The sequence below is a fragment of the Campylobacter gastrosuis genome (genome assembly GCF_030249845.1).
Classification (GTDB): Bacteria; Campylobacterota; Campylobacteria; order Campylobacterales; family Campylobacteraceae; genus Campylobacter_A; species Campylobacter_A gastrosuis.
This window is the reverse complement of sequence record NZ_JANURM010000001.1, coordinates 1-24,350: the sequence shown is the minus strand read 5'-3', so window position 1 is coordinate 24,350 and position 24,350 is coordinate 1. Positions and strand designations below refer to the sequence as shown.

26 protein-coding genes are annotated in these 24,350 nt (G+C 38.6%); 12 read left to right on the top strand and 14 right to left on the bottom strand.

Annotation, left to right across the window (positions count from 1 at the left end):
* Window positions 1-10 precede the first annotated feature (10 nt).
* From fdh3B to leuC, 11 genes are all read left to right on the top strand, one after another.
* On the top strand, window positions 11-577 hold the full coding sequence (fdh3B, locus tag NYG85_RS00130; RefSeq protein ID WP_284936510.1) for a formate dehydrogenase FDH3 subunit beta: 567 nt from the start codon (window positions 11-13) through the stop codon (window positions 575-577).
* A gap of 135 nt (window positions 578-712) precedes the next feature.
* Window positions 713-2,653, top strand: coding sequence for an FTR1 family iron permease (locus NYG85_RS00125; protein ID WP_284936509.1), 1,941 nt, complete (start codon window positions 713-715; stop codon window positions 2,651-2,653).
* Window positions 2,654-2,666: 13 nt separating this feature from the next.
* Window positions 2,667-3,188, top strand: coding sequence for an iron transporter (locus NYG85_RS00120; RefSeq protein ID WP_284936508.1), 522 nt, complete (start codon window positions 2,667-2,669; stop codon window positions 3,186-3,188).
* A gap of 48 nt (window positions 3,189-3,236) precedes the next feature.
* Complete coding sequence (locus NYG85_RS00115) at window positions 3,237-4,604, top strand: Fe-S-containing protein (protein WP_284936506.1); 1,368 nt, start codon at window positions 3,237-3,239, stop codon at window positions 4,602-4,604.
* Window positions 4,601-5,890, top strand: coding sequence for an ABC transporter permease (locus tag NYG85_RS00110; protein ID WP_284936505.1), 1,290 nt, complete (start codon window positions 4,601-4,603; stop codon window positions 5,888-5,890). The genes NYG85_RS00115 and NYG85_RS00110 overlap by 4 nt, the downstream gene beginning before the upstream one ends.
* Window positions 5,877-7,016, top strand: a complete 1,140-nt coding sequence (locus NYG85_RS00105; protein WP_284936504.1) for an ABC transporter permease — start codon at window positions 5,877-5,879, stop codon at window positions 7,014-7,016. Before NYG85_RS00110 ends, NYG85_RS00105 begins: the two co-directional genes overlap by 14 nt.
* Window positions 7,016-7,681 (top strand): ABC transporter ATP-binding protein, encoded by a 666-nt coding sequence (locus tag NYG85_RS00100; RefSeq protein WP_284936503.1) that lies wholly within the window; start codon window positions 7,016-7,018, stop codon window positions 7,679-7,681. Before NYG85_RS00105 ends, NYG85_RS00100 begins: the two co-directional genes overlap by 1 nt.
* Window positions 7,678-8,166 (top strand): TlpA family protein disulfide reductase, encoded by a 489-nt coding sequence (locus NYG85_RS00095; RefSeq protein WP_284936502.1) that lies wholly within the window; start codon window positions 7,678-7,680, stop codon window positions 8,164-8,166. Before NYG85_RS00100 ends, NYG85_RS00095 begins: the two co-directional genes overlap by 4 nt.
* On the top strand, window positions 8,163-9,347 hold the full coding sequence (locus tag NYG85_RS00090; protein ID WP_284936501.1) for a MalY/PatB family protein: 1,185 nt from the start codon (window positions 8,163-8,165) through the stop codon (window positions 9,345-9,347). The genes NYG85_RS00095 and NYG85_RS00090 overlap by 4 nt, the downstream gene beginning before the upstream one ends.
* Window positions 9,348-9,388: 41 nt before the next feature.
* Window positions 9,389-10,123 carry a TerC family protein gene (locus NYG85_RS00085; RefSeq protein ID WP_284936500.1) on the top strand — a complete coding sequence of 245 codons (735 nt, stop codon included), beginning with the start codon at window positions 9,389-9,391 and terminating at the stop codon, window positions 10,121-10,123.
* Entirely contained in the window at window positions 10,104-11,369 is a 1,266-nt protein-coding gene (leuC, locus tag NYG85_RS00080) for a 3-isopropylmalate dehydratase large subunit (RefSeq protein WP_284936499.1), read from the top strand. The genes NYG85_RS00085 and leuC overlap by 20 nt, the downstream gene beginning before the upstream one ends.
* 298 nt (window positions 11,370-11,667) lie before the next feature.
* Here the strand turns inward: leuC and NYG85_RS00075 are convergent, their stop codons facing one another.
* From NYG85_RS00075 to NYG85_RS00060, 4 genes are read right to left on the bottom strand one after another with little or no spacing between them, the layout of a single operon-like run.
* Window positions 11,668-12,084, bottom strand: coding sequence for a hypothetical protein (locus NYG85_RS00075; RefSeq protein ID WP_284936498.1), 417 nt, complete (start codon window positions 12,082-12,084; stop codon window positions 11,668-11,670).
* 9 nt (window positions 12,085-12,093) lie between these two features.
* On the bottom strand, window positions 12,094-12,666 hold the full coding sequence (gene recR / locus NYG85_RS00070; RefSeq protein WP_284936496.1) for a recombination mediator RecR: 573 nt from the start codon (window positions 12,664-12,666) through the stop codon (window positions 12,094-12,096).
* A gap of 9 nt (window positions 12,667-12,675) precedes the next feature.
* Window positions 12,676-13,920 carry an ArsS family sensor histidine kinase gene (locus tag NYG85_RS00065; protein ID WP_284936495.1) on the bottom strand — a complete coding sequence of 415 codons (1,245 nt, stop codon included), beginning with the start codon at window positions 13,918-13,920 and terminating at the stop codon, window positions 12,676-12,678.
* Window positions 13,917-14,588 (bottom strand): response regulator transcription factor, encoded by a 672-nt coding sequence (locus tag NYG85_RS00060; protein WP_284936494.1) that lies wholly within the window; start codon window positions 14,586-14,588, stop codon window positions 13,917-13,919. The genes NYG85_RS00065 and NYG85_RS00060 overlap by 4 nt, the downstream gene beginning before the upstream one ends.
* Window positions 14,589-14,698: 110 nt before the next feature.
* Here NYG85_RS00060 and NYG85_RS00055 point away from each other — a divergent pair, with 110 nt between their 5' ends.
* Window positions 14,699-16,288: an ABC-F family ATP-binding cassette domain-containing protein gene (locus NYG85_RS00055; RefSeq protein ID WP_284936493.1), complete on the top strand. Its 1,590-nt coding sequence runs from the start codon at window positions 14,699-14,701 to the stop codon at window positions 16,286-16,288.
* Window positions 16,289-16,308: 20 nt separating this feature from the next.
* Here NYG85_RS00055 and NYG85_RS00050 read toward each other — a convergent pair whose 3' ends face one another.
* The 10 genes from NYG85_RS00050 to NYG85_RS00005 all read right to left on the bottom strand — a co-directional run bounded on the left by NYG85_RS00050 (window position 16,309) and on the right by NYG85_RS00005 (window position 24,263).
* Window positions 16,309-16,815: a YqhA family protein gene (locus NYG85_RS00050; RefSeq protein ID WP_284936492.1), complete on the bottom strand. Its 507-nt coding sequence runs from the start codon at window positions 16,813-16,815 to the stop codon at window positions 16,309-16,311.
* A gap of 48 nt (window positions 16,816-16,863) precedes the next feature.
* On the bottom strand, window positions 16,864-17,553 hold the full coding sequence (locus NYG85_RS00045; protein ID WP_284936491.1) for a class I SAM-dependent methyltransferase: 690 nt from the start codon (window positions 17,551-17,553) through the stop codon (window positions 16,864-16,866).
* A gap of 2 nt (window positions 17,554-17,555) precedes the next feature.
* Window positions 17,556-17,969, bottom strand: a complete 414-nt coding sequence (locus NYG85_RS00040) for a hypothetical protein (protein ID WP_284936490.1) — start codon at window positions 17,967-17,969, stop codon at window positions 17,556-17,558.
* 1 nt (window position 17,970) lies between these two features.
* Entirely contained in the window at window positions 17,971-18,741 is a 771-nt protein-coding gene (locus tag NYG85_RS00035; RefSeq protein ID WP_284936489.1) for an AAC(3) family N-acetyltransferase, read from the bottom strand.
* Complete coding sequence (locus NYG85_RS00030; protein WP_284936488.1) at window positions 18,734-18,961, bottom strand: hypothetical protein; 228 nt, start codon at window positions 18,959-18,961, stop codon at window positions 18,734-18,736. Before NYG85_RS00030 ends, NYG85_RS00035 begins: the two co-directional genes overlap by 8 nt.
* Complete coding sequence (locus NYG85_RS00025) at window positions 18,958-20,445, bottom strand: amino acid adenylation domain-containing protein (protein WP_432264835.1); 1,488 nt, start codon at window positions 20,443-20,445, stop codon at window positions 18,958-18,960. The genes NYG85_RS00030 and NYG85_RS00025 overlap by 4 nt, the downstream gene beginning before the upstream one ends.
* On the bottom strand, window positions 20,445-21,239 hold the full coding sequence (locus NYG85_RS00020) for an AAC(3) family N-acetyltransferase (RefSeq protein WP_284936486.1): 795 nt from the start codon (window positions 21,237-21,239) through the stop codon (window positions 20,445-20,447). The genes NYG85_RS00025 and NYG85_RS00020 overlap by 1 nt, the downstream gene beginning before the upstream one ends.
* Window positions 21,236-22,360 (bottom strand): DUF4910 domain-containing protein, encoded by a 1,125-nt coding sequence (locus NYG85_RS00015; RefSeq protein ID WP_284936485.1) that lies wholly within the window; start codon window positions 22,358-22,360, stop codon window positions 21,236-21,238. The genes NYG85_RS00020 and NYG85_RS00015 overlap by 4 nt, the downstream gene beginning before the upstream one ends.
* Before the next feature lie 112 nt (window positions 22,361-22,472).
* Window positions 22,473-22,601, bottom strand: coding sequence for a hypothetical protein (locus NYG85_RS00010; RefSeq protein ID WP_284936484.1), 129 nt, complete (start codon window positions 22,599-22,601; stop codon window positions 22,473-22,475).
* Between the two features lie 9 nt (window positions 22,602-22,610).
* Window positions 22,611-24,263: a formate--tetrahydrofolate ligase gene (locus NYG85_RS00005; RefSeq protein ID WP_284936482.1), complete on the bottom strand. Its 1,653-nt coding sequence runs from the start codon at window positions 24,261-24,263 to the stop codon at window positions 22,611-22,613.
* Between the last annotated feature and the right edge of the window lie 87 nt (window positions 24,264-24,350).

Genomic DNA, 24,350 nt, shown 5'->3' with positions numbered 1-24,350 from the left:
GGGGGTAAAAATGGCAAGAATGAAATTTTATGTAGATAACAATCGTTGCATTAGCTGTTTTGCCTGTCAGGTTGCGTGTAGCTCGGCTCACGAAGTCCCAGTTGGCATAAATCGCCGAAAGGTAATCACACTAAATGATGGCGTTTTAGGCAAAGAAGTAAGCACCACACTTGCTTGTCAGCACTGCACGGACGCACCTTGTGAGCAGGTTTGCCCAGTAAAGTGCTTTTATATCCGTGAAGACGGCATTGTCCTTCACGATAAAAATAAATGCATAGGCTGTGGCTACTGCCTTTATGCTTGTCCTTTTGGTGCGCCACAATTCCCACGCGACGGTGCCTTTGGCATTAAAGGCGAAATGGATAAATGCACAATGTGTGCAGGAGGCCCAGAAGAGACATTCTCACACGCTGAATTTGAGCTTTACGGACAAAACCGCATAGCAGAGGGCAAAGTGCCAATGTGTGCTGCTGTTTGTTCTACAAACGCCCTACTTGTTGGCGATGCCACCGAAGTTTCAAACGTTTATCGCAAACGTGTAATGATACGAAATGCAAACACTACCTTAAAATTTTAAGGCAAAAAGGGGTTTAAACGCCCCTTTTTACTTCATCAAATCAAAATCACTCTCTTTTTGATAATAGTTTTTATTTTATATAAAGCAATTATTTGCTAAATTACCACTTTTAATTTTAACTTTTAAGGCTTTTTTATGAGAAATTTACGAATTTTCTTACTTTTGTTTTTACTGCCGTTTATGCTTTTTGCAAACGAAAAAGATTACGAAAAAATAGTAAAAGATATCAAAATCGCTTTTGATAATGTCTTAGTTGAGTATCAAAATGGCAACACACAAAAAGCCGTTATGGATACGCAAAACGCCTATTTTGGGCTATTTGAGGACATTGAGAGTGCCATTAGGATAAATATCTCAGCCAAAAAGGCTTACGCACTTGAAAAGCAGTTTGGGCAAATTAGAAAAGCCATAAAAGCAAACGAAACGCCAGAGCAGATAAAAGAGAGAATTGATAAGCTAAACGCCGAAATAAACGAAGTTTTGCCAAAAATTTTAGGCGGACACAGGCTTGTTGGCGAGTATTCAGAGACACCACAAAATACTCCAAGTGATTTTGATACAAGCAAATTCTCAAAAGAGTGGAGATTTGTATTTACTAGCATTAAAACCAGCCTAGAAAACGCCATAAATAGCTATGAAAATGGCGATTTAGCCGCTGCTAGAAAATTTATTGAAGACGCAAAATTTATCCATTACAGAAATACAAAATTTGAGATTGCCATCCGCCAGTTTTTAGACAAAGGTCAGAGCATTGATGGCGATATTCAGCGGAAGATGAGCGAAGCCATAAGTGGCATTAAAAACGGACTTAGCAAAGATGACTTTAAAGCCAAGCTTAACGCCGTCACACTTGCCATTTATGACGCTGCTAACAAGCTACCAAGTGATAGCGTAAGCGTGGCAAAGGTGGAGCTGCCAGCTGAAATTTTAGATGATGATAGCGATGAGAGCGGTGCTGATTTTAGCCAAGTGGTGGCAAATATCAATCAAAAAATGCAAAACGTGCTTGAAATTTACAAAAACGGCAAGGTTGATAAGGCGATGAGTAACGCTCAGGATATCTATTTTGATGAGTTTGAAGCCAGCGGTATGGAGAATAAAGTCGGCGCAATTGATGTAAATTTAAAGACGGCAATTGAGGGCACATTTAGCCAAATCGTCGCCCTAATGAAGTCAAACAAAGATGAAAATACCATTAAAACGGCTATGGATACGCTAAATTCACAGCTTTTAACCGCACTTGAAAAGACAAGCTCTGAAAGCTCACCTTGGGCTTTATTTATCTGGTCGCTTACGATTATTTTAAGAGAGGGCTTTGAGGCACTAATCATCGTCGCTGCCGTTGTCGCCTATCTTTTAAAGACTGGCAACGCCTCAAAAATGGGACGCGTCGTTTATAGCTCTGTTGGCGTGGCTGTGATTTTAAGCTTTGTTATGGCGTGGATTATGAATGTCATCTTTGGCAGTGCCGCTGGGCAAAAGCGTGAGCTAATGGAGGGCATTACTATGCTTGTTGCCGTTGGCTTGCTGTTTTATGTTGGCTTTTGGTTACTTTCAAATGCTGGCGCTAAAAAGTGGAGCGAGTATATTAAAAATCAGGTAAATGAGAGCATTTCATCAAATTCAGCCACCGCGCTTTGGTGGACGGTGTTTTTAGCTGTATTTAGAGAGGGTGCTGAAACGGTGCTATTTTATCAAGCACTCATTTTTGACGCTAAAAACGCACTTGGACACACGATGATAGCCACTGGTTTTGGCGTGGGATTAGTGGTGCTTTTAGTTGTTTATTACATATTTAAAATTTTTGCTATTAAAATTCCAATCAAGCCATTTTTCTTATTCACCTCAGCCATTATTTTTTATATGTCAATTGTCTTTGTCGGCAAGGGCGTTATGGAGCTTGTTGAGGGTAAAATTTTTATCCCAACGACAATTGAAGGGCTTAAATTCCCAGAGTGGGCTGGTAGCTGGTTTGGCTTACAGCCATATTATGAGAGCCTTGTGCCACAAATTTTAATGATTTTAGCCCTAGTAATTGGCGTTTTAATAATGAAATCAAAACAAAAACAATCTTAATAAAGGAGAAAAAATGAAAAAAATTTTAGGTTCAGCCTTGGCGTTAAGCCTTATTAGCAGTGCCTTAGTGGCTGGTGAGTATCCAATAGGAGAGCCTGTTGAGATAAATGGTATGGAGATCGCTGCTGTTTATTTGCAGCCAATTGATATGGAGCCAAAGGGCATTGACTTAGCGCCAAGCCTAGCCGATATTCACTTAGAAGCTGATATTCACGCACTTGAAGGCAACAAAAACGGCTTTGGCGAGGGCGAGTGGATACCATATCTAAAAGTAAGCTACGAGCTTAAAAATTTAGACAACGGCAAAACTAAAAAAGGCACATTTATGCCAATGGTGGCACAAGATGGCCCGCACTACGGCGCAAACGTGAAAATGGACACTGGCGTGGGTAACTACGAAGTAAAATTTAACATTGAAAGCCCAGAAACACAAGGCTTTGGTCGCCACGCCGATAAAGACACTGGCGTTGGCAAGTGGTTTGAGCCATTTACAACGACCTACACATTTCAATGGACTGGCGGTCCAGTTAAATAAAAATTTTGGGTGATTTTTCACCCAAAAATCTAAATTTTAAGGTTTTTTATGTCTATTTACTTTTATCAAGTGGCTTTTATTTTTATACCATTTATCATTTTTGCTAGTTTAAATACCAAAAAAGATGAGCTAAAATCCATATCTTTATCAATTTTCATCGGCATTTTTTTAGGATTTTTTATCTTTAAAACGGCTAGAAATTTACTCATTGACAGCACGATAAAACTCGCTTTTGACACTATTTGTTTGCTATTTTTAGCCCTATCTCCGCTTGTTTTAGCACTTAAATTTAAACTACCAAAATTGATAAGCTTTTTTATCTTAGCCACTGCCTTTGGCGTAAGTTACGGCTCATTTAGCGCATTATTTGCCGTATTTTCAGGCGAACTTTTAGATACGACATCAATTATTAGCCTATTTTTATTACTGCTTGCTGCTTTTTTACTAATCGTTTTATACTTTTTAGTCTTTAATCTAAACGCACTAATCTCGCCAAAAATGGCTATATTTTTTAACGCCCTAACAATCATCACGCTAATCTTACAAAGCCTATTTTCTACCACGCTTGAAATGATGAGAGCTGGGTTAATTAAAACCTATCCGTGGGCATTATCAATCGTGGCAAAAGGGATTTATGCAAGCAGTTTTGCTGTATATTTTTACCTATTTTTACTTGCCGTTTTGTGCGTTATCTGCCTTGTAAAACGCCCTAAATTTTTTGCAAAAACCGAGCAAAATCACATAAAATTTCGCATAAATATGGCAAAAATTTCAAGGGTTTTAAACCTAGTAAAACTCACATTTTTAGCCATTTTTATAAATTTAGCGTTCTTGCTTTACTACGATTTATACGCTTCAAGACCGCCACAAATTGATGATGCTAAGATTATTGAGCCAGTAAATGGCGAGTTTGTCTTTGACGCAAACGCCCTGCTAGATAACAACCTTCATCGCTATGCCTATATCACAGATGAGGGCAAAGAGGTCAGATTTTTCTTGCTTAACCGCTTTGCTGACCGCCTATCGCCAGTTGCCGTTTTTGATGCTTGTATGATTTGTGGCGATATGGGTTATGTTAAAAAGGGCGATGAGTTAATTTGTATCTCGTGCAATGTGCGAATTTTCTTGCCTTCTGTCGGCAAAGAGGGCGGGTGTAATCCAATCCCAATGGATTTTATCTTTGATGGCAAAAATATAAAAATCAAGCAAGAAACCATAGCAAATGGTGCAAATTTCTTCTCAAAGGTGGTTGAAAAAATGGTGCTTGACCCAGTTAGCCGTAAAAAAGTAAGCAACCTTGAAGCAAAATCGTATCTGTATTACGGCAAACTATACTTTTTTGAAAATAATCAAAATTTAGCCGAGTTTGAAGCAAACGCCTCAAAATACGTAGATATAAACGGGACTTTAAAATGAAAAATATGCAAATTTTAATGATAAAAAACTCGCTTTATGGACAAAAAACGCAAAAGTTTATGGCATTTATCACGATTAGCCTAGCTACAATCCTAATCTCTTGTATGCTAAATATCACGCTAAAAATCGGCGATGAAGTTTCAAGCGAACTTAGAAGCTATGGCTCAAATATCGTGGTTTTGCCTCGTGGCGAGAGCCTTAGCGTTGAGATTGAGGGTAAAAATTTCACGCCATTAAAATCGCAAAATTTCTTGCCAGAGGACAAACTTCACAAAATCAAAGAGATATTTTGGCGAAATAATATCGTAGCAATCGCTCCATTTTTAAGCGTAAAAGTTAGCGTTAACAACAAAGAAATTTCACTTCTTGGGACGTATTTTGATAAAAATTTAGGCGTAAAAGATGAGCCAGAGTTTAGCAGCGGCGTTAAGAGATTATTTGGATTTTGGGGCGTTAGTGGCGAGTGGGTTAAAGATGACAGCGTTGATGAAATTTTAATCGGCGAAGCCCTTGCAAAGCGTGAAAATTTCAAGCTTGGCGATATTTTAGAGCTAAAAACGCCAAATGCCACTTTAAAGGCAAAGGTGGTTGGAATTTTAAACGGCTCAAACGATGAGAGCCAAAAGATAGTCGCCTCGCTAAAAATGGCTCAAATTTTAGCAAACAGGGCTGGTGAGTTTGAAAAAGCCGAAGTTTCAGCGATGACAATCCCTGAAAATGACCTCTCGCTTAAAGCTAGGCGAAATTTAGATGAGCTAAACAGCATTGAGTATGATAAGTGGTATTGCTCGGCTTATGTAAGCTCAATTGCGTATCAAATTGAAGAGGATTTTGCTGGTGTTTGGGCAAAGCCAAGCCTTCAAGTAAGCGAGGCTGAGAGCAATATCGTAAAGAAAATTCAGAGCCTAATGGGTATTGTTAGCGTGATCGCCCTTGTCGTTTCAGCCATTGGTATTACATCATTAATGACAAGCGAAATTCATCGCCGAAAAAAGCAAATCGGACTTTTAAAGGCACTTGGGGCTAGTAATATTGAAATTTACGCACTCTTTGCTAGTGAGAGCCTTGTTGTCGCACTTATTTCTGGTGTCGTTGGGGCATTTTTAGGATACGCTTTAAGCTACGGCGTGGCATTTAGTATATTCTCTCACGGCATTGGCATTGCGTGGATTGTTTTGCCTTTATCCATTGCGTTTGCACTTTTAATCTCAATTTTAGGCTCACTTTTACCTATGAGAAGCCTAATAAAACTACTCCCAGCCGAGGTGCTTTATGACCGCAAATAAATTCTTTCTAAACACCATTTTTAAAAGCCTAAAAAACGGCTCATCAAGAGTTTTTGTAATAGCCATTTCAATCCTGCTTGGCTCAGCTGTTTGCTCGGCGTTTGTAAATGTCTATCTTGACATTGACCAAAAGGTCTCTCGTGAGCTAAAAACTTACGGCGCAAATATGATCTTTGCCCCAGCAAATATGAGCGAAAATGACTACATTAGCCAGAGCGATTTTGAAGCACTTAGCCTTAAAATTCCAAGCAAAAACCTGCTAGGCAGCAGTGGTTACATATTTACTCAGGCAAATATCGGACCAACAAACGCCATTTTAATGGGCGTAAAATTTAGCGATTTAAAGGTAGTTAAGCCATTTTTGGATTTAAGAGATGGTGCGTTAATTAACCTTGATTTTGATGATAAAAACGTCCTAATCGGCGTTGATTTAGCAAAGCAAACTGGCTTTAAAGTAGGCGATACGATAGAGATAAGAGCAATTGGAGCAAACAAGGGCGAAAAGGTAAAAATTAAGGGCATTGTTGCCAGTGGCGATAAGGAGGATGCACTTTTAATCGTATCTTTAAATTTAGCCCAAAAAATAGCAGGCAAGCAAGATCTGATAAACTACGCCGAAGCCGTTGTTTTAGGCTCGTTTGATGAGATAAATAATTATGCTAAGCAGATTAGCACGGCTGAAATTTCAGCCAAACCAGTGGCAAAAATTTCAAAGACCGAAGGACTTATCTTAGATAAGATAAAGTTGCTAATGGCTATCATTTCGCTCGTAATCTTGCTAATTACCTCAATGTGCGTAAATACCACGCTTTCGGCGATTTTGCTCTCACGCTCACGTGAGATTGCCCTGCTTAGAGCCATTGGGGCTAGTAAAAAAAATATCGTAAATTTATTTGGATTTGAGACATTTAGCGTCGCATTTTTATCGGCTTTAATTGGTGCTATTTTAGGCTATGTTTTGGCTCAATTTATCGGCTATGCCGTGTTTAAATCAGCCATTGATTTTAGAATTTTAAGCATTTTTATCGCTATGATTTTATCGCTCATTTTTGCAGCCATTGCGGCGTTTTATCCGATAAAAAGGGCGTTAAAAAACAATATGGCAGAAATTTTAAGGGGAGAGTAATGAAGGCTATTGAAGTTAAAAATTTATCAAAACACTTTGGCGAAGTAAAGGCGCTTGATGATATAAATTTTGAAGTAAAAAAGGGCGAGTGGGTCAGCGTAATGGGTCCAAGTGGCAGCGGTAAAAGCACGCTTGTAAATATCCTATCTTTAATGGATTTGCCAACGAGCGGTTCGTATTTAGTCGGTGGCGATGATGCAAGTCGTTTAAACGCCGATGAGATGCTAAAATTTCGCCGTGAAAAGATAGGGCTAATTTTTCAGCAATTTCACCTAATTCCATATCTAAATGCCCTTGAAAACGTGATGATATCGCAGTATTATCACAGCAGCGTTGATGAAAACGATGCCAAAAACGCCCTAATCGCCGTAGGTCTTGGACATAGACTTGACCACAAACCAAGCCAGTTAAGCGGCGGCGAACAGCAACGCCTTTGTATCGCTAGGTCGCTCATAAACGACCCTGAAATTTTAATCGCTGATGAGCCAACTGGCAACCTTGACGAGGCAAATGAGAAAATCATACTTGATCTGTTTTGCAAGCTAAAAAGCGAGGGCAAAACGATTTTGCTTGTTACTCACAACCCAGAACTAGGCGAATACGGCGATAAAATCGTGTTTTTAAGACACGGCAAACTTGAAAAAATCAAAGAGATACAAAGATGAAAATTTTACTATCTACGCTATTTTTACTGCTTTTTAGCGGTTGTTTAAACGAATACGAAAAGCACCATATCACAATAAATGATGATAGTGGCATAAAGACGCACTTTTTTGCCAAAGATAGGCGCCTTGTGATTGATGAGAAGCCATATTTACTATTTTTCTTTGGGGCTGATTGTGGGGTTTGTAAGGCACAAATTCCAGACCTAAACGCACTTTATGAGAGCTATAAAAACGATATAAATTTCATCGGCGTCCTTGGCCCAAGCAAGGGTTTTGATAAGGATATGGCACTTTTAAACGAGCATAAAGTCAAATTTAAAACGACAAGCGATAAGGTTTCAATTGACTACTTTTCAAACGCAGTCGGCGGTGTAATGGGTGTGCCAGTAATCTACATTTTTAACAAAGATGGAGAGATTAAAGAACGCCTAATCGGACTCACGCCAAAATCGGTTTTAGAAGCAAAAATAAGAGCTGTTTTATGAGTTTAGTTGATGATTTTGTAAGAGAATTTTACGTTGAGCGAAAGGGGACAAACTCGCTTAAACACGATGCCCTAAAAAGGCGTTTTGGCGATGAAAATTTACTTGGTATGTGGGTTGCTGATATGGATTTTAAAACCCCAAACGAGATAACAAACGCCCTAAATGAGCGTGTAAATCACGGAGTTTATGGCTACTCTTTTGTTGGCGATGAGTATTTTGACGCCTTTTTTTCGTGGCAAAAGGATAATTATGGCGTAGAGCTAAAAAGAGAGTGGATTAGATTTAATACCGGCGTTGTAAGTGCCATTTACCTAGCTATAAACGCCTTTACAAAGCCAAACGATAGCGTGATGATAATCACACCGGTTTATTATCCGTTTAAAAATTCAATCATTGATAACGACCGAAACCTAATCTGCTCAGAAGCCCTGCTAAAAAACGGCGAATATGAGCTGGATTTTGATGATATTGAGCAAAAAATAAGGCAAAATAATGTTAAACTTTTTATCCACTCATCGCCTCACAATCCGCTTGGCAAAGTGTGGAGCGATGATGAATTATCAAGGCTTTTTGAAATTTTAACACGCCACAATGTCTTAATTATTAGCGACGAAATTCATCAAGATTTTATGATGAGCTCTAAGCCATTTATCTCCGCCTTAAACGTTCAAAACGGCAAATTTAGCGATAATCTAATCGTAATGACCTCAGCTTCAAAGACCTTTAACCTAGCCTGTTTGCTACACTCCGTTACGATTTTTAAAAACGAAAAACTAGCCAAAATTTACGATGAAATGGCAAAAAGATTTCATCAAACTGAAACTAGCATTTTAGGCGTGATAGCCGCTACTTTTGGCTATAAATACGGCAAAAAATGGCTTGAAAGCTTAAAAGTTACAATTAATTTTAACTACGAAATTTTAACAGAGAGCTTTAAAAACGAAAATATTGAAATTTTCATCGCACCACTTGAAGGCACCTATTTAGCGTGGCTTGATTTAAATCCATACACAAAGGACACAAAGGATTTTATGCAAAGGCGTTGCGGTTTAGCCATTGATTATGGCGAATGGTTTGGCAAAAACGCTAAGGGCTTTATCCGCATAAATTTAGCCACAAAGCCAGAGATTATAAAAACAGCGACCACTCGCATTATAAAAGAGATTAAGGCAAACTTTTAGCAAAAATTTTATATAATCGCCCCTTTTATTAAGGAGATTAGATGTTTGAGTGGGTTTTTTCGCCAGAGGCGTGGATTTCGCTAGTTACGCTTACTGGACTTGAAATAGTTTTAGGTATTGATAACATTATTTTCATTGCGATTTTGGTTGGCAAACTACCAGCAAATGAGCGTGATAAAGGGCGTATCATCGGTCTAGCACTAGCAATGATTACTAGGATTATGCTACTTTTATCGCTATTTTGGATTATGAAGCTTACCACGCCGCTATTTAGCCTATTTGGCTTTGAGATTACTGGACGCGATATCGTGCTAATTTTAGGCGGACTTTTCTTAATTGCAAAATCAACAATGGAGATTCACAGCAGTGTTAGTGGTGAGCAAGAAGAGCACCACGAGAGCAAGGGCAAGGCTAGTTTTATCGCTGTAATTACGCAAATTGCGATTATTGACATTGTATTCTCGCTTGATAGCGTTATCACTGCTGTTGGTATGGCACAGCACATTGAGATTATGATTCTAGCCGTGATTTTAGCCGTTGGCGTGATGATGTTTGCTTCAAAATCAATCTCAAATTTTGTTGATAACAACCCTACAATTAAAATTCTAGCACTTGCATTTTTGATTTTAATCGGCTTTGCACTCGTTGGCGAGGGCTTTGATATGCATATCTCAAAGGGCTACATTTACTTTGCTATGGCGTTCTCGCTGTGCGTTGAGCTAATTAATATTTACGCAAGAAAAAAGGAGATAAAAGATGAAACAAACAATAACTGAAAAAATTTTCTCAGAGCACGTTGGAGAGGCGGTTTATGCTGGGCAAATCGTGCAAAGTCCCATTGATATGGTCATTGGCAACGACATTACCACGCCAATATCAATCAAGCAGTTTGAGCGAAGTGGCGCTAAAAAACTAGCAAACCCAGACGGCTTTTCTATCGTAATGGATCACTACATACCAGCAAAAGATATTTTAAGTGCAAATCAGGCTAAAATTTCTCGTGATTTTGCCTACAAACACGATTTAAAAAACTATTTTGACGAAAAAGATATGGGGATAGAACACGCGCTTTTGCCTGAAAAGGGACTTGTGGTGCCGGGTGATGTGATAATCGGTGCTGATAGCCACACCTGCACACACGGCGCGCTTGGGGCGTTTGCGACTGGTATGGGCTCAACCGACTTAGCTTACGCGATGATAACTGGTAAAAACTGGTTTAAAGTCCCACAAACCATAAAGGTCGTTTTTAAAGGCAAGCTTGGCAAGCACGTCTATGGCAAGGACTTAATCCTTGAAATAATCCGCCAAATCGGCGTTGATGGCGCTTTATACAAAGCCCTAGAATTTACTGGCGAAACGATAGCTGGGCTTGATATGGATAGCAGATTTTCTATGTGTAATATGGCGATTGAAGCTGGGGGTAAAAGCGGTATAATCGCTTATGATGAGATTACAAAGGAATTTTTAAAAGATAAAAATTTAAGCCGTGAGCCAAAAATTTACCACTCAGATGAGGGTGCAAATTATGAGCAAATTTTAGAGATAGACGTAAGCAAACTTGATCCAGTCGTGGCTTATCCGTTTTTGCCAAGCAACGGCAAGAGTGTGCGTGAAGCGGTTAAAGATGATTTAGCGATTGATCAGGCGTTTATCGGCTCTTGCACGAACGGCAGATTAAGCGATTTACGCATCGCAGCACAAATTTTAAAGGGACGCAAGGTCGCTAAAAAAACACGCCTTATCATCACCCCAGCCACGCAAAAAATCGCCCTACAAGCACAAAAAGAGGGGCTAATGGATATATTTGTTGAAGCTGGTGCGGTTGTGAGCAACCCAACCTGTGGTGCCTGTCTTGGCGGATATATGGGAATTTTAGGCGTTGGCGAGAGGTGCGTTGCCACCACAAACAGAAATTTCGTAGGCAGAATGGGCGATAGGACAAGCGAAGTTTATCTAGCAAACTCAGCAGTCGCCGCCGCTAGTGCGATAATGGGCAAAATCGCCGACCCAAGGGATTTATAATTTGACTAACTGCGTGATTTTAGCCGGTGGCAAAAGCTCTCGTATGGGGCAGGATATTACGCTTTTGCCATTTGCATTTTAAAGCACAAATTTAGGGCGTAATTACAAAAATTAGCCCTAAATTTTATCTACATTATCTAGAATTTTTTAAACAAATTAAGTGTTTTTAAGTTGATAAAATTGCCGTATAACTTTTTAAAAATTAAAAAAATAAAAGGTGAGACGAACTCACCTTTTACAAAAGGAGTTTTGTTTTGATTGCTTGATGAAATTATATAATAAATCGGTAAATCAACGGCTAATCAAAACTGATTTTTATCTCTTTTGCTGGATTTATGCCAGTTTTTGTTGGGGCGGTTTTGCGTTTTATAGCTGTTTTTGTGTTTGCTTCTTTGATTAAAAGCATTGATTCTAGGCGTTTGCCAGTAAAGGTAGCATAGATTAAGTCGCCCTTGTTGTGCCAAAATTTTGGCGAACAAAAATTCGCACTTTTTAGCTTGTAATTTGCAGTATCAGTCGCCGTGATTGTGTAGCAGTAAAGCTCATCTTGATAAACAAGCTCAGAAATCACGCCCTTTATTGCCTGTTTTTGCTCTATTTTTGGCTTTATTTGCTCCTTTTGTGGCGTGATTTTTTGCGGTTTTGGCTCCCAAAAAAATCTACAACCAGAGAGAAAAACCAGCACAAAAATGGCAGTAAAAATTTTAAATCTCACATCTATCCTTTAAGCTTTTATCCTGCTCTCAATCGCCTTTAAAAGCGAGAGCATATCAATGTTTTCAAGGCTTACGCCAGTTGGCACGCCCTGTGCGATTTTGCTAAATTTTAGTCCGTCTTTTGCGATTTTATCCTCAACAAAAAGCATTAAAGCGTCAGAATTTAGCCCCGGCGTAAAGGCAAAAATAATCTCGTTTGCGCCATAAAATTCAATCATATTTTTAAGCGATAAAATCCGCTCATCATCAATCTCATCAAGCACAAAATAGCGACCGCTAAAAATTTTACTCTGCTCTAAAACCAGCACATCTTTTGGGCTTTCAACCACCGCAATCAAGGCGTCATCACGGCTCTCATCGGCACAAATATCGCAAAGCTCATCCTCGCTAAGACTGCCACAACGCTCACAGCGTTTGATAAATCGCACCGCATCTTCAATGCTTTGAGCGAGTTTTAGCCCACCAAAACTATCTTGCAAACTCACAAAATAGGCAAACCGCATAGCCGTTTTTTTGCCCACTCCGGGCAACCTGCCAAAGGCATCAACAAGCTCATTAAATTTCTCTAAACTCTTTTTCATTATTGTGTGTTAAATTTTTTGCGTTTTTACGATAAAGCAGTGAAAGCCATCTTTATACTCGTAGCAAAGGCTAAATTTATGCATATCGCAGATTTGTTCAATTATATAAAGTCCAAGTCCCATACCGCTGGTCGTTTTTGAGCTTGTAGCCCCTCGCACAAAGGCTTGTTTGTAGTGCTCTATATCGTATTCTAAGGCTTTGCCGTGATTTTTGACAATGATTTTATCGCTTTGACACTCAACAATCGCCTTCTTATCATCAGCGTATTTTAAGGCGTTGTCTATTAAATTTTTAAGCATTAGCGAAAAAAGCTGAAAATCAACGTAAAGCAAAACATCATCTTTGATGTCACATTTTACACGCTCGTCAAAATTTTCAAGCATTAAAAGATCAATAGTCTGCTCTAAAATCAACGAAAAATGGCACTCCTGATATTCAAGCGAGTAGCTTTTTGAAAGTAGCTGCTCAACCTTACCAAACTCATTTATAAGCATATCAAGGCGTTCAAAAACGCTAATTAGCCTGCTTTTTTGCGTTTCGTTTGCTATCATTTCAGATACGATTCTGCCCTTGCCGATTGGGGTTTTTAGCTCGTGCATTATGGCTCGTAAAAATAGTTGTCGTGAGTGGATTAGCTCTTTTATCTTGCCAACGGCGTTGTTAAATTCATAAGCCACCTGCCCTATTTCATCCTTATTTTTAGCATTTGGCAGACAAATTTCAACCTCCATATTGCCAGAGGCAAATTTTCTAATATCGCTATTTAGCTTTTTAAGTGGCGAAAGACTTCTGATAACCGAAACGTAAAATGTAATCAAAAATAGCGACGAGATTAAAAATCCGACTAAAAGCGGGTCGTAAATGCTCTTTGTGTCATTACTTTCAAGAAGCAGTGAAAACGATACGTTTTGAATTTGTAAATACAACCTGCCGTCATAAAATATTGAGCGAACGGTGCCGACTGGCGTGTGCCTTTGAAACTGCACCTCGCCCTTGCTTAAAACAGCAGCGGCTAACATATTGCTACTTACACTTTCAAAGCCGAAATTTCTAAAATAGTGGTTAAAATCCTGTGGGAGTTTTGACTTTTCATACAGAGATAGCAGATAGTTTGTCGCACTAATCTGCCTATCTCTGACCTTCTCTATGGCGTGATCTCGCTCAATCCTAGCTAAGGTTAGAAACAAAACGCACACCAAAGTAAAGGCAATGGCAAAAATAATAGTTATTTTTGTCGTTATTGAGCTTTTCATCCGACGAGTTTATACCCTATGCCACGCACTGAAAAGATATGTTTTGGCGACTTTGAGCTATCGCCGATTTTAGCACGTAAGCGACCGATGATGACATCAAGGCTCTTTGAATCCTTATCTTTTAGGCTTTTGCAGTTATAAACTAGCTGTTCTCTTGAAACTGAAAAGCTATGTTGTTTAATGAGATAAGTTAAAATTTCATACTCAGCCGGAGTTAGGATTAATGCCTCGTTGTTAAAGTAAATTTCGTGGCGTTTCTCATCAATCCTAAACGCACTTTCAACTGGCTCTTCTGCTATCTCTTGGCTCTTTTTATACCTGCGAATAAGGCTCATAATACGCGCATACATCTCTTTTGGATCATATGGCTTTGGTAGGTAATCATCAGCACCATAACCAAGTCCGATGACCTTATCTGTAACATCTGAACGAGCCGAGCTTATGATGATAGGTATGTCGTATTTTGCGCGAATTTCTTTACAAACTTCAAGTCCATCAATGCCCGGTAAAGTAAGATCAAGGATCAATAAATCATAGCTTTTAATCCCAGCACTAAGCCCTAAATATAGGTCTTCAAAGCTTGTTACCTTAATGTTAAAATTTTCAAGATATTCAGATAAAATCTGTGAAAATTCCGGATCATCTTCAATCATTAAAACGTTAATCATAATAATCTCCTTGTGTAATTTAAAATTTAATTAGTGATTATACAACAAAAAATCAAAATTTAAACAACTTTTTGGCAAAATAAGCCCTTTTAAATTTAAAAAGGGACAATATGTTAGAAATTAAGGGACTTACGCAGAGATTTGCTAGTAGTTTGCTCTTTGAAGATGTAAATTTAAAGCTTAATCGCCATAACCGATATGGCTTAATCGGTGCAAATGGTGCTGGTAAATCAACGTTTTTGAAAATTTTAAGTGGCGAAATAGAAGCAAGTAGTGGCGAGGTCGTGATAGAAAACGGCTTGAAAGTTGGCGTTTTGGGGCAAGATCAGTTTGCTTTTGAAAATTTCACGCTAAAAGACGCCGTTTTATACGGCAACAAACGCCTTTATGACGCCGTAAAAGAGAAAGAAAAGCTCTATTTAAGCGAGGAATTTACAGATGAAATAAATGAGCGTTTAAGTGAGCTTGAAGTGATTTGTGCCGAAGAGGATCCGACCTATGAATACGAAACTAGGATTGAGAAAATTTTAAGTTCGCTTGGGCTAAATGAGTTTGAAAAGCTAATGAGCGAGGTTGAAAATTCCGATAAAGTCAAGGTTTTGCTCGCGCAAGTTTTATTCCCAAAACCAGATATTTTGTTTTTAGACGAGCCGACAAATAACCTTGACATTGACGCTATTGCTTGGCTTGAAAACGAGCTAAATCGCCACGAAGGCACGCTGGTGGTAATCAGCCACGACAGGCACTTTTTAAACAGGGTTTGCACGCATATTTTAGACGTGGATTTTAAAAAAATCCGTGAGTTTAGCGGTAACTACGATGAGTGGTATATGGCTGCAAATTTAATCGCAAAACAGAACGAAATGGAGCGCGATAAAAAGCTAAAAGAGAAAGAGGAGCTTGAAAAATTTATCGCTCGTTTTAGTGCAAACGCAAGTAAGGCAAAACAAGCCACAAGTCGCGCAAAACAACTAGCAAAGCTTGATATCGCCGAGATCGCCGTATCATCAAGGCGAGATCCTAGCATTTTATTTCGCACAAATAGAGAGATAGGCAACGAGCTAATTGAGATTAAAAATTTAAGCAAAAGCTTTGGCGAGAAGGTAATTTTTAACGACTTAAATTTCAAGCTAGAAAAGGGCGATAAACTAGCAATTATTGGCGTAAATGGCGTTGGTAAAACCACGCTTTGTAAATTACTAATGGGCGAGTTAAAGCCAGATAAGGGCGAAATTCACATAGGAGCCACCATTGAGCTTGGGTATTTTGCACAAGATGTGGTAAATAAAATTAGTGGCGATTTAAAGCTTTATGAGTATCTGCAAGACGCCAAAAATAAGGACATTGATGAAATTCGCAAATGCCTTGGCAGAATGCTTTTTAGCGGTGCTGATCAAGAAAAAGCAGTTGGTGCTTTAAGCGGTGGCGAAAAGCACAGAGTCCGCCTAGCCCAGCTAATGCTTCATCGCCCAAATTTGCTAATAATGGACGAGCCAAACAATCACCTTGACCTTGAAGCGATCATCGCACTTGGCGAGGCGTTTTATAATTTTAACGGCAGCGTGATTTGTGTAAGCCACGACAGAGAGCTAATTGACGCATTTGCAAATAGAATTTTACACCTAAAAGGCAACGGCGAAGTGGTGGATTTTAAAGGCACATACGAGGAGTATCGTGCTAGTTTAGGGCTTGAAAACTAAAAGTGGCAAAATGCCACTTTTTAATGGTCGCCCTTATGCAGAAAATAAAGCCCCAAACACAGCGCTAAAATGCTACCAGCAAGGTATGCCATTTCAAGCGGAGTGCTAAAATTAGCGTGTAAAACTCGCTGAAAGAAATTTACAATAAGCACCATTACGATGACCTTTGCTATCTTATCTTTTAGCTCATCAAGCGAATGCACTTCAAGGACTTTTGAGTGTTTTGAGAGCTTCATCTCCTCAATCTCGCTGATAAAAAGCTCGTAAATTCCAAAGCTAAAAATAAACATAACAAGTGCCATAAGATACAAATCCACAGCCCCAACAATCGCCCCAACCACATCAGAATGAAAATTTTCAGGATGTACGCCCTTAAAAAAGTAGCTATAAACACTACCAAAAACAGCAAATATGTCGTAACTTGCAATCACAAAAAGCACAATCGCACCCAAAAGCCCAAAAATGACTGGCAAAACGGCAAAAATCCTGCTATGCCACATCAATTTCTCAAAAATTTTCTCTATCATCTCTACCCTTTTTTAAAAAATAAAGCGGGATTTTATAATAAATTTTATTTATTTTTGCTTTTTTACAATAAGTAAAAAGTAGCTGATTTTGTAGCTGTCATCATCGTAGCTTCGGCTAACCTCATTTATCTCTAAAATTTCAAATTTATTAAATATTCGTTTAACTTCGTCCCTGTCAAAGTAGTAAATCTCAACGCCGTTTTCATCAAAGCCCATTTTGCCTTTTTGCTGATTTGTGATGACCTCGTATTTTGACTTTAAAATCCCAGTTTTATATCTATCATCACCCAAATTTCTAAACTGAAAAAACGCCACACCGCCAGTTTTTAGCACCCTGTAAATTTCATCAACAGCCCTTAAAATTCGCTCTTTGCTCCCAGCATACATTAAAACGCCATAATTTATAAGTCCGTCAAAACACTCATCTTCATAAGGCAAAGATAACATATCGCAAACCTTTAAATCCGCACTTAAATTTTGACTTTTTAGCAGGTTTTGCGTGCTTTTTATCCCATCTTTTGAGTAGTCACACCCATACGCTTTAAAGCCATTTTGCGCTAAAAATCCCACGTGCCTACCAGCCCCACAGCCTAAATCAAGCACTTTTGCTTCGCTTTTTAAATAGCTAAATGCAAAATCTGCTACATAGCTTACTGGATAGGTCGGATTTTGGCTATTTTGGTAGTTTTTATCCCAGTAAATCAAGCCGTAACCCCCCCCCATTTTTTGATTTTTCAAGATTAATCCTTTCTGGCAATTGCCACGTAAATTTTATGAAGCTCGGTGCTATTTTTTGCGTTTAAAACGATACTTTCAATCTCTAAACAGCTAAAATCATTAAGCATTTTTCTAATCTCATCTTTGCTAAATGGCGTAATATTTTTAGCCCTAAAATCATCTTTATCAATAAAGCAAAAAATGGCTTTTGTGCCGTTTTTTAGGGCATTAAAGGCATTTGGTATCAGTTTTATATCAAAGCCAACAAAGCCAAAAATACCATCAACTTTTTTACTAAAATCAGCGGTCGTTTCAAAGCCATTTTGGTTTAAAAAATCGGTGTAAATTTTATCGCTACTTAGTGTTAAAATTTGACTGCCTCGTTTTAGATTTCTAAATACAAAAGCAGCAATATTATCATCTGCAAATTTTTTCATCTTACTCCTTTAAAAGTGTGTTTTCATCGGCTTTTACGACACTTTGAAAAGTATCATAATACCTAGCTAAATCAATTAAAACCATATCGCCTCCGCCAAATTTTGCGTAGTTAAAATTACCGCTATCTTTTAGCATTTTTATCTGTTTTTGCTTATCAAGAATGCTTTTAGCTTCAAGCTTTCTTACAAAATATTTTATGCTTTTGTGGCTTTTTACGCCGTTTTCATCAATAAAATCACCGCTAAATTCCTTAAAATATCGGTAGCTAACGCCAATTTTTTGCTCAGCATAAAGATAAAATGTCCAGCCCTTACTAGCATCGCCAAAGCAAAGAAACTTAGCCCCCTTTTTGTGTAAAATTTCATAGACGCAACCATTGCCAAAACAGCTAGTTGTAGGCTTTAAATACTCATCTTTATCATCTCCAAAAATAGCAAATGAAAAAATCGGATCATCAGTTCTTACAACACCGCTTAAATGCCTAAAATACTCGCTTAAAACCCCAACGGTGCTTTTTGAGTTTAGCTTATCATAGACCTCATTACGACAAAAACTATATGTAAATGTTGGCATTACTATCGTGCCGTTTTTACCCACCACACTAAAAAAACAATCAACCAAATCGCCTAAAAATCGGCTCTTATCGGTGATTTTACCAAGCCTAAACAGCTCAGCGTGGATTAAAAGAGTATCGCCATTTTTAATCCCAAGCGATTTTAGCGTGGCAATTAGCTCATCTTTTGTGTAAATTTTGCCTTTGAAACTAAGCATTTTTCACGCTTTCAATGAGATTTAAAATGGCGTTAAAATCGCTGAAATTTTCAGCTCTAATGAGCCTTGAAGGCACGGATTTACCGCTAAGCTCTGCTATCATCTCAATAAGCTCCATAACATCAAGGCTGTCAATTAGCCCACGCGCTAAAATATCGGTATCATCGGCTTTTATGTGGCTTTTGCCAAGCCTTTTAAATAAATTTTCAACCTCGTTCATTTAAAATCCTTTGCAATCTGTTTTAAAATTTTTCTGTCAATTTTTGTATTGTTGTTTAACTGAAATTTACTAACTCTAATAAAATGGCGTGGGAGCATATATTTTGGCAGTTTGGTGCTTAAAAATTCTCGTAAATCAAGCTCAATCTCGCTCTCATAAAAGGCAAAAATTTGAGAATTTTCAAAGACGCAGGCCACGTTTTTAACACCCTCGTGTGTGCCTAAAACGCACTCAATCTCGCCAAGTTCTATCCTGTGTCCTTTTAGTTTAATCTGATTATCAGCACGTCCAGCACAAACTAGCTCGTAGTTTTCATTAAAATAACCAATATCGCCGGTTTTATAAACCAAATCAATAAATTTATCGTTTAGCGGATTTTGCACGAAAGCCATTTTTGTAAGCTCATTATCATTGTAATATCCGCTAGAAACGCAACTGCCACGAACGTAAATTTCGCCCTTTTTATATGGCGTGAAAATTTGGCTTAAATCATCGCTAAGCAGTAAAATTTCGGTGTTTTCACACGCCTTACCAATGGGCAGTATCTCATCATCTTTAAGCTCTCTTTCGCACACAAAATACGAGCAAATCCCAGTGATTTCACTAGCACCATAAAGGTTGATGATTTTGGCGTTTTTGTAGGCATTTATCCAAATTTTTACCTGTTTTACCGGCGTGATTTCGCCAGAGATAAAGACACGCTTTAAATGTGGCAGGGCGATTAGGGCGTTTGTATTTGCAAAATAGTTAATGATTTGTGGTGTAATGCCAGTTTGCGTGATATTTTTATCCTTAAAATACCCCATAATTTTATCTGGAAACGCCCAGTCTTGACCCTTTAAAATGTGAAGCGTAGCACCGCTAAGAATGCTTGGGTAGATATCAAGGACTGATTTATCAAAGTGAAAATGTGCCTGATTTGCCACGTTATCAGTGCTATTTATGCCAAAACACTCAACTGCCCACGTGGCATAATCAATTAAATTTTTATGATTTACAGCAAAGCCCTTTGGTGTGCCAGTTGAGCCAGATGTAAATAAAATATAGGCTAAATCAACGTCTAAAAATGTGGATTTTGCGGTGTTTAAAAGTGCCGTATCAGTTTTGAAATTTTTAAAATCGCTATCAAAAATCGTTTTGATATTTAAAAAGCTAAAATCAAAATTTTTACTTGTAATTAATAGCTTTGGTTTAATCTTGCAAGTTACGCTTAAAAGGCGTTCTTTTGGGCTGTTTTCATCAATTATGGCGTAAAAATTCCCACTTTTTATCACGCCAAAAAACGCCACAATGCACCAAATATCCTTTGGTAAAAGAATAAAAATCGGCTCTTTTTTGATATTTGCTCTTAAAATTTCACTTGCAACCTTATCGCTTAACTCATCAAGCACCTTAAAATTAATGCTCTTATCGCCACAAACAACTGCTGTTTTAGTACTAAAATTTTTAGCACTAAGCCTTAAAAACTCGCTAACGTGTTTCATTATGCCACCCTTTCATAAGGGGCGTTATAAACTCGTGCTACCCCCCCCCATTTGTGTAAATTTCGTGCTTTGTTGTGCTTTATGTCATCAGCTATTATCTCATAAGCCCTGCTTAAATTTATGATTTTTGCTTCGCTTTCGTAAAATTTATTAATTTTCATTGCGTTTTTGTTTATAAAAATCGCTTCAAGCGGAGCAAGTTCAGTTAAAACGCTCTCTTTTCTAACGAACATTGAGTAGGTTTTAATCTTGCTAACGCCGTTTTCATCGGTGTAAGGGGCTGTGAAATTTTTAATAAATCTATAAGAAACGCCATTTCTTTGCTCGGCGTAATGCACAAAGGTAAATGAGTGATTTAGCTCTAAATCAAGCACTATCATCTTTGCATTTTTTTGATGAAAAAAGGCAAATGGGCTATCGTCGCCAAAGGCGTCTGTGTTGTTTAGCTTTTTTAAATCATCTTTAAATTTACCATAAACACAAAATGAGTAAATCGGGTGCTTTGTGCGGATAAATTCGCTCATTTTTAAGGCTAAATTACCAACGCTACCAGTCATTGAGGGCGTGTTTTTTATATCAAATATAGTACCTTTACAAAAGTCCCAGTTAAAGGTTTGAAAAGCAAGTGTGCCATTAGTACCAACTGCGTTTTTTAGGGCTAAAATGATATCGTTTTGAATGGTTTTAATATCAAAATTTTGCCTAATTTTATGCCTTAAAAATTTTCTAAAATCAGCGGCGATTAGGATAAAGTCGCCCTTTTTTATCTCAAAGGCGTTAATCAACTCTCTCATTTTACCTCTTTTATTAAATTATTTTTTAATAAAACTTCAATGATAGGGCGGAGTTTATAAAGCTGTGAGCCTAAAATTTCTGCGATTTTTAAGGCGTCGTTTTTGCCGTTACAAAATGCTAAAAAGTCGCGTAAAATCATATGTGCTTCGTGGTTTTTGCCTAGACTTAGCGTTCTTATTAACCCACGACTGCCTAAATTTGGCTCACAAATGGTGTTTAGCAGAAATTTTGCGTTTGTTTCAAGGTTTAAAATGCAGTTTCTAGCGTATAAAAATCCGCCATTTAGCCCCTTTTGGCTAATAAAACTAAGGTCATCAAGGCTGGTGTGATACTCTTTGTATTCGCCAAATTTTGAGCGTGAGAGTGCTACGACGCCTAAATCTAGGGCTGGTGTGTTGTATTGTCTTTCATCGCTGCCACGCTCTTTAAAGCTGTAAATTTTTGGCTTGTTTGTAAGGTGCTTTATCGTGTGAAGTGCGATTTTATCGCTTAATCTTTGCTCATCTGGGCTTAAAACAAGGCCGTATTCACGCTCATCGCCTATGCAAGTTAGCACAAAACCGCCCTTTACGTTTTGTTTTAAACGGCTGAAATTTTCGTGAATATAGCAGATTGAGCCGATTGTTTCAGGAGTGATTACAAACTCGTAATTATAACGGCGAGTGTTTAGACTTTTTACAAAACGCACCAAATTTGCCCACACGACGGGTCCAGAAAGCTCATTGTTTGCCATTTGTGGGTGGCAAAGGTAGGTTGAGATTAGGATAGTTTCATCGGTTTTTTGCGTGGCTGGGATGAAAATTCTAGCGTATCTTAGGTGTCCGTTTGGATTAAAGCTTGACTTTATCACGGCGTGATAAGTGCCAGCTTCTAGCGTGTCAAGCTCGTTTTTAGCGATACAAAAACCCCAACGTCTCTCATAGTAGCTAGTAGCGTAAGGCACGGCGTTTGGCAGGTCTTTTAGGGTGTGAAGGTGTGCTTTTAGCTCATCTAGGCTTAAAAGCTTATCCACCGCTTCTGAATAGCCTAAAACGTGTAAATTTAGGCGTTTAAAGTCGCAGATTTTCTTGCCACTTGGCGTGATGATAAAAGCATCATCAATATCCCACTCATCAGGCACAACCCAGTCGTAAATTTTTGTGCCTGATTTTACGTTAAAAATCTCTGGCTTTATCTCATAAAATCTGAAATTTTTAGCGTTTTTATGGGTTTGGGGTTTTAAAAAACACGCGCTACCCCCCCCCCATTGCGTGATTTAGGATAATGTCTAAGCTCGTGTTAAAGCCTTTACCAGTAATGCTTCTGTGAATTTTAAAGAGGCTTTTTGCAAGACTAAACATATCGTGCGACCCCCCCCCCATTTTTACTCCTTAATCTAGTCCGCTAATAGCACCAGTGGCTGTGTCAATGTGCATTTTTAGGGCGTTTGGCACGGCTGGCAGCCCCGGCATTAGCATAATCTTGCCACAAATGGCGACTATAAACCCAGCCCCAGCCCTAATCTCTAAATCCTTAACGCTAAATTTAAAGCCAGTCGGGCGGCCAAGTAGCTTTGCGTCATCGCTAAAACTATACTGGGTTTTAGCCACGCAAACATCAAAATGCTCAAAGCCTAATTTTTTGATATTTTCTAGCGAATTTAGGGCGTCTTGCTCAAAAATGACCTCGCTAGCGCCGTAAATTTTTGTAGCGATTTTGGTGATTTTTGTCCTGATATCATCGCTTTTTTCATAGCTAAATTTTATATCTTTTGGCGAATTTATGGCGTCAAGGACGTAATTTGCAAGCTCTATCGCACCAGCTCCGCCCTTGATAAAATTCTCACAAACTGCCATTTTTACGCCTAAATTTTGGCAAAACTCACGCACAAAATTTATCTCATTTGGCGTGTCAAAGCTAAATTTATTAAGTGCCACGACTACGTTTAAATTTAGAGTTTGGCTTAGATTTTTAATGTGTCCGCCTAGATTTTTAATGCCCTCGCTTAAAGCTTCTAAATTTGGCTCATTGATCTGCTCTTTACTAACTCCGCCGTTGTATTTTATTGAGCGGATTGTCGTTACTAGCACGCAAGCGTCTGGCTTTAAATCTGCGTTTTTGCACTTTATGTCAATGAATTTTTGAGCACCTAGCTCTGAGCCAAAACCAGCTTCTGTTACGACAAAATCGGCTAAATTTAGAGCTGTTTTGGTGGCGATTATTGAGTTGCAGCCGTGGGCGATATTTGCAAATGGGCCGCCGTGAATTAAACAAGGCGTGTTTTGCAGGGTTTGAAAAAGATTTGGCTTAATGGCGTCTTTTAAAAGTATCGTAACGGCGTCCTCACAGCCTAAATCACGCACGTAAATTGGCTCTTTTTTGGAATTTAGGGCGACGATTATGTTTGAAATTCTACTTTTTAAATCGCCCAAATCACTTGCAAGGCACAAAACTGCCATAATCTCGCTAGCTGCCGTTATATCAAAGCCATCCTTTCGCTCAACGCCGTCAAATTTACCGCCCTGCCCTATCGTGATATGCCTTAACGCCCTGTCGTTCATATCAAGACAACGCCTCCATAAAATCTCGCTCATATCAAGCGGATTGCCGTTAAATAGGCTGTTATCAATAATCGCTGAGATTAGATTATTTGCCGAAGTGATAGCGTGAAAGTCACCAGTAAAGTGTAAATTTAGATCCTGCATAGGTGCAATTTGCGAATATCCGCCACCAGCCGCGCCACCTTTAATGCCAAAAACTGGCCCCAAAGATGGCTCACGAAGTGCTAGGCAGACCGATTTATCAAGCATAGCAAGGGCGTCGGCTAAGCCAATTGACGTGGTCGTTTTGCCCTCGCCAAAAGGGGTCGGATTTGTAGCGGTAACTAAAATTAGCTTTGAGTTTGATTTTTGTAGCTTTGGGGTGATTTTGGCTTTAAAATTCCCATAAAGCTCAATGTCGTTTTCATCTATATTTAGGCGTTTTGCAACGTTTATAATCTTATCAAGTTTGGCATTTGTTGAAATTTCAATATCGCTTAGCATTACCACTCCAAATAGGTTTTTGCTTTTTTGATATTTACGTAATCAATCTGAATTTTGCCGTCGTTTGTTTGTAAATTTATCGCCTCA

Bases quoted from the DNA above. Each gene is read 5' to 3' on its own strand.
- fdh3B (WP_284936510.1), top strand. From the start codon at position 11: ATGGCAAGAATGAAATTTTATGTAGATAACAATCGTTGCATTAGCTGT.
- NYG85_RS00125 (WP_284936509.1), top strand. From the start codon at position 713: ATGAGAAATTTACGAATTTTCTTACTTTTGTTTTTACTGCCGTTTATG.
- NYG85_RS00120 (WP_284936508.1), top strand. From the start codon at position 2,667: ATGAAAAAAATTTTAGGTTCAGCCTTGGCGTTAAGCCTTATTAGCAGT.
- NYG85_RS00115 (WP_284936506.1), top strand. From the start codon at position 3,237: ATGTCTATTTACTTTTATCAAGTGGCTTTTATTTTTATACCATTTATC.
- NYG85_RS00110 (WP_284936505.1), top strand. From the start codon at position 4,601: ATGAAAAATATGCAAATTTTAATGATAAAAAACTCGCTTTATGGACAA.
- NYG85_RS00105 (WP_284936504.1), top strand. From the start codon at position 5,877: ATGACCGCAAATAAATTCTTTCTAAACACCATTTTTAAAAGCCTAAAA.
- NYG85_RS00100 (WP_284936503.1), top strand. From the start codon at position 7,016: ATGAAGGCTATTGAAGTTAAAAATTTATCAAAACACTTTGGCGAAGTA.
- NYG85_RS00095 (WP_284936502.1), top strand. From the start codon at position 7,678: ATGAAAATTTTACTATCTACGCTATTTTTACTGCTTTTTAGCGGTTGT.
- NYG85_RS00090 (WP_284936501.1), top strand. From the start codon at position 8,163: ATGAGTTTAGTTGATGATTTTGTAAGAGAATTTTACGTTGAGCGAAAG.
- NYG85_RS00085 (WP_284936500.1), top strand. From the start codon at position 9,389: ATGTTTGAGTGGGTTTTTTCGCCAGAGGCGTGGATTTCGCTAGTTACG.
- leuC (WP_284936499.1), top strand. From the start codon at position 10,104: ATGAAACAAACAATAACTGAAAAAATTTTCTCAGAGCACGTTGGAGAG.
- recR (WP_284936496.1), bottom strand. From the start codon at position 12,666: ATGAAAAAGAGTTTAGAGAAATTTAATGAGCTTGTTGATGCCTTTGGC.
- NYG85_RS00065 (WP_284936495.1), bottom strand. From the start codon at position 13,920: ATGAAAAGCTCAATAACGACAAAAATAACTATTATTTTTGCCATTGCC.
- NYG85_RS00060 (WP_284936494.1), bottom strand. From the start codon at position 14,588: ATGATTAACGTTTTAATGATTGAAGATGATCCGGAATTTTCACAGATT.
- NYG85_RS00055 (WP_284936493.1), top strand. From the start codon at position 14,699: ATGTTAGAAATTAAGGGACTTACGCAGAGATTTGCTAGTAGTTTGCTC.
- NYG85_RS00050 (WP_284936492.1), bottom strand. From the start codon at position 16,815: ATGATAGAGAAAATTTTTGAGAAATTGATGTGGCATAGCAGGATTTTT.
- NYG85_RS00040 (WP_284936490.1), bottom strand. From the start codon at position 17,969: ATGAAAAAATTTGCAGATGATAATATTGCTGCTTTTGTATTTAGAAAT.
- NYG85_RS00035 (WP_284936489.1), bottom strand. From the start codon at position 18,741: ATGCTTAGTTTCAAAGGCAAAATTTACACAAAAGATGAGCTAATTGCC.
- NYG85_RS00030 (WP_284936488.1), bottom strand. From the start codon at position 18,961: ATGAACGAGGTTGAAAATTTATTTAAAAGGCTTGGCAAAAGCCACATA.
- NYG85_RS00025 (WP_432264835.1), bottom strand. From the start codon at position 20,445: ATGAAACACGTTAGCGAGTTTTTAAGGCTTAGTGCTAAAAATTTTAGT.
- NYG85_RS00020 (WP_284936486.1), bottom strand. From the start codon at position 21,239: ATGAGAGAGTTGATTAACGCCTTTGAGATAAAAAAGGGCGACTTTATC.
- NYG85_RS00010 (WP_284936484.1), bottom strand. From the start codon at position 22,601: ATGGGGGGGGGGTCGCACGATATGTTTAGTCTTGCAAAAAGCCTCTTT.
- NYG85_RS00005 (WP_284936482.1), bottom strand. From the start codon at position 24,263: ATGCTAAGCGATATTGAAATTTCAACAAATGCCAAACTTGATAAGATT.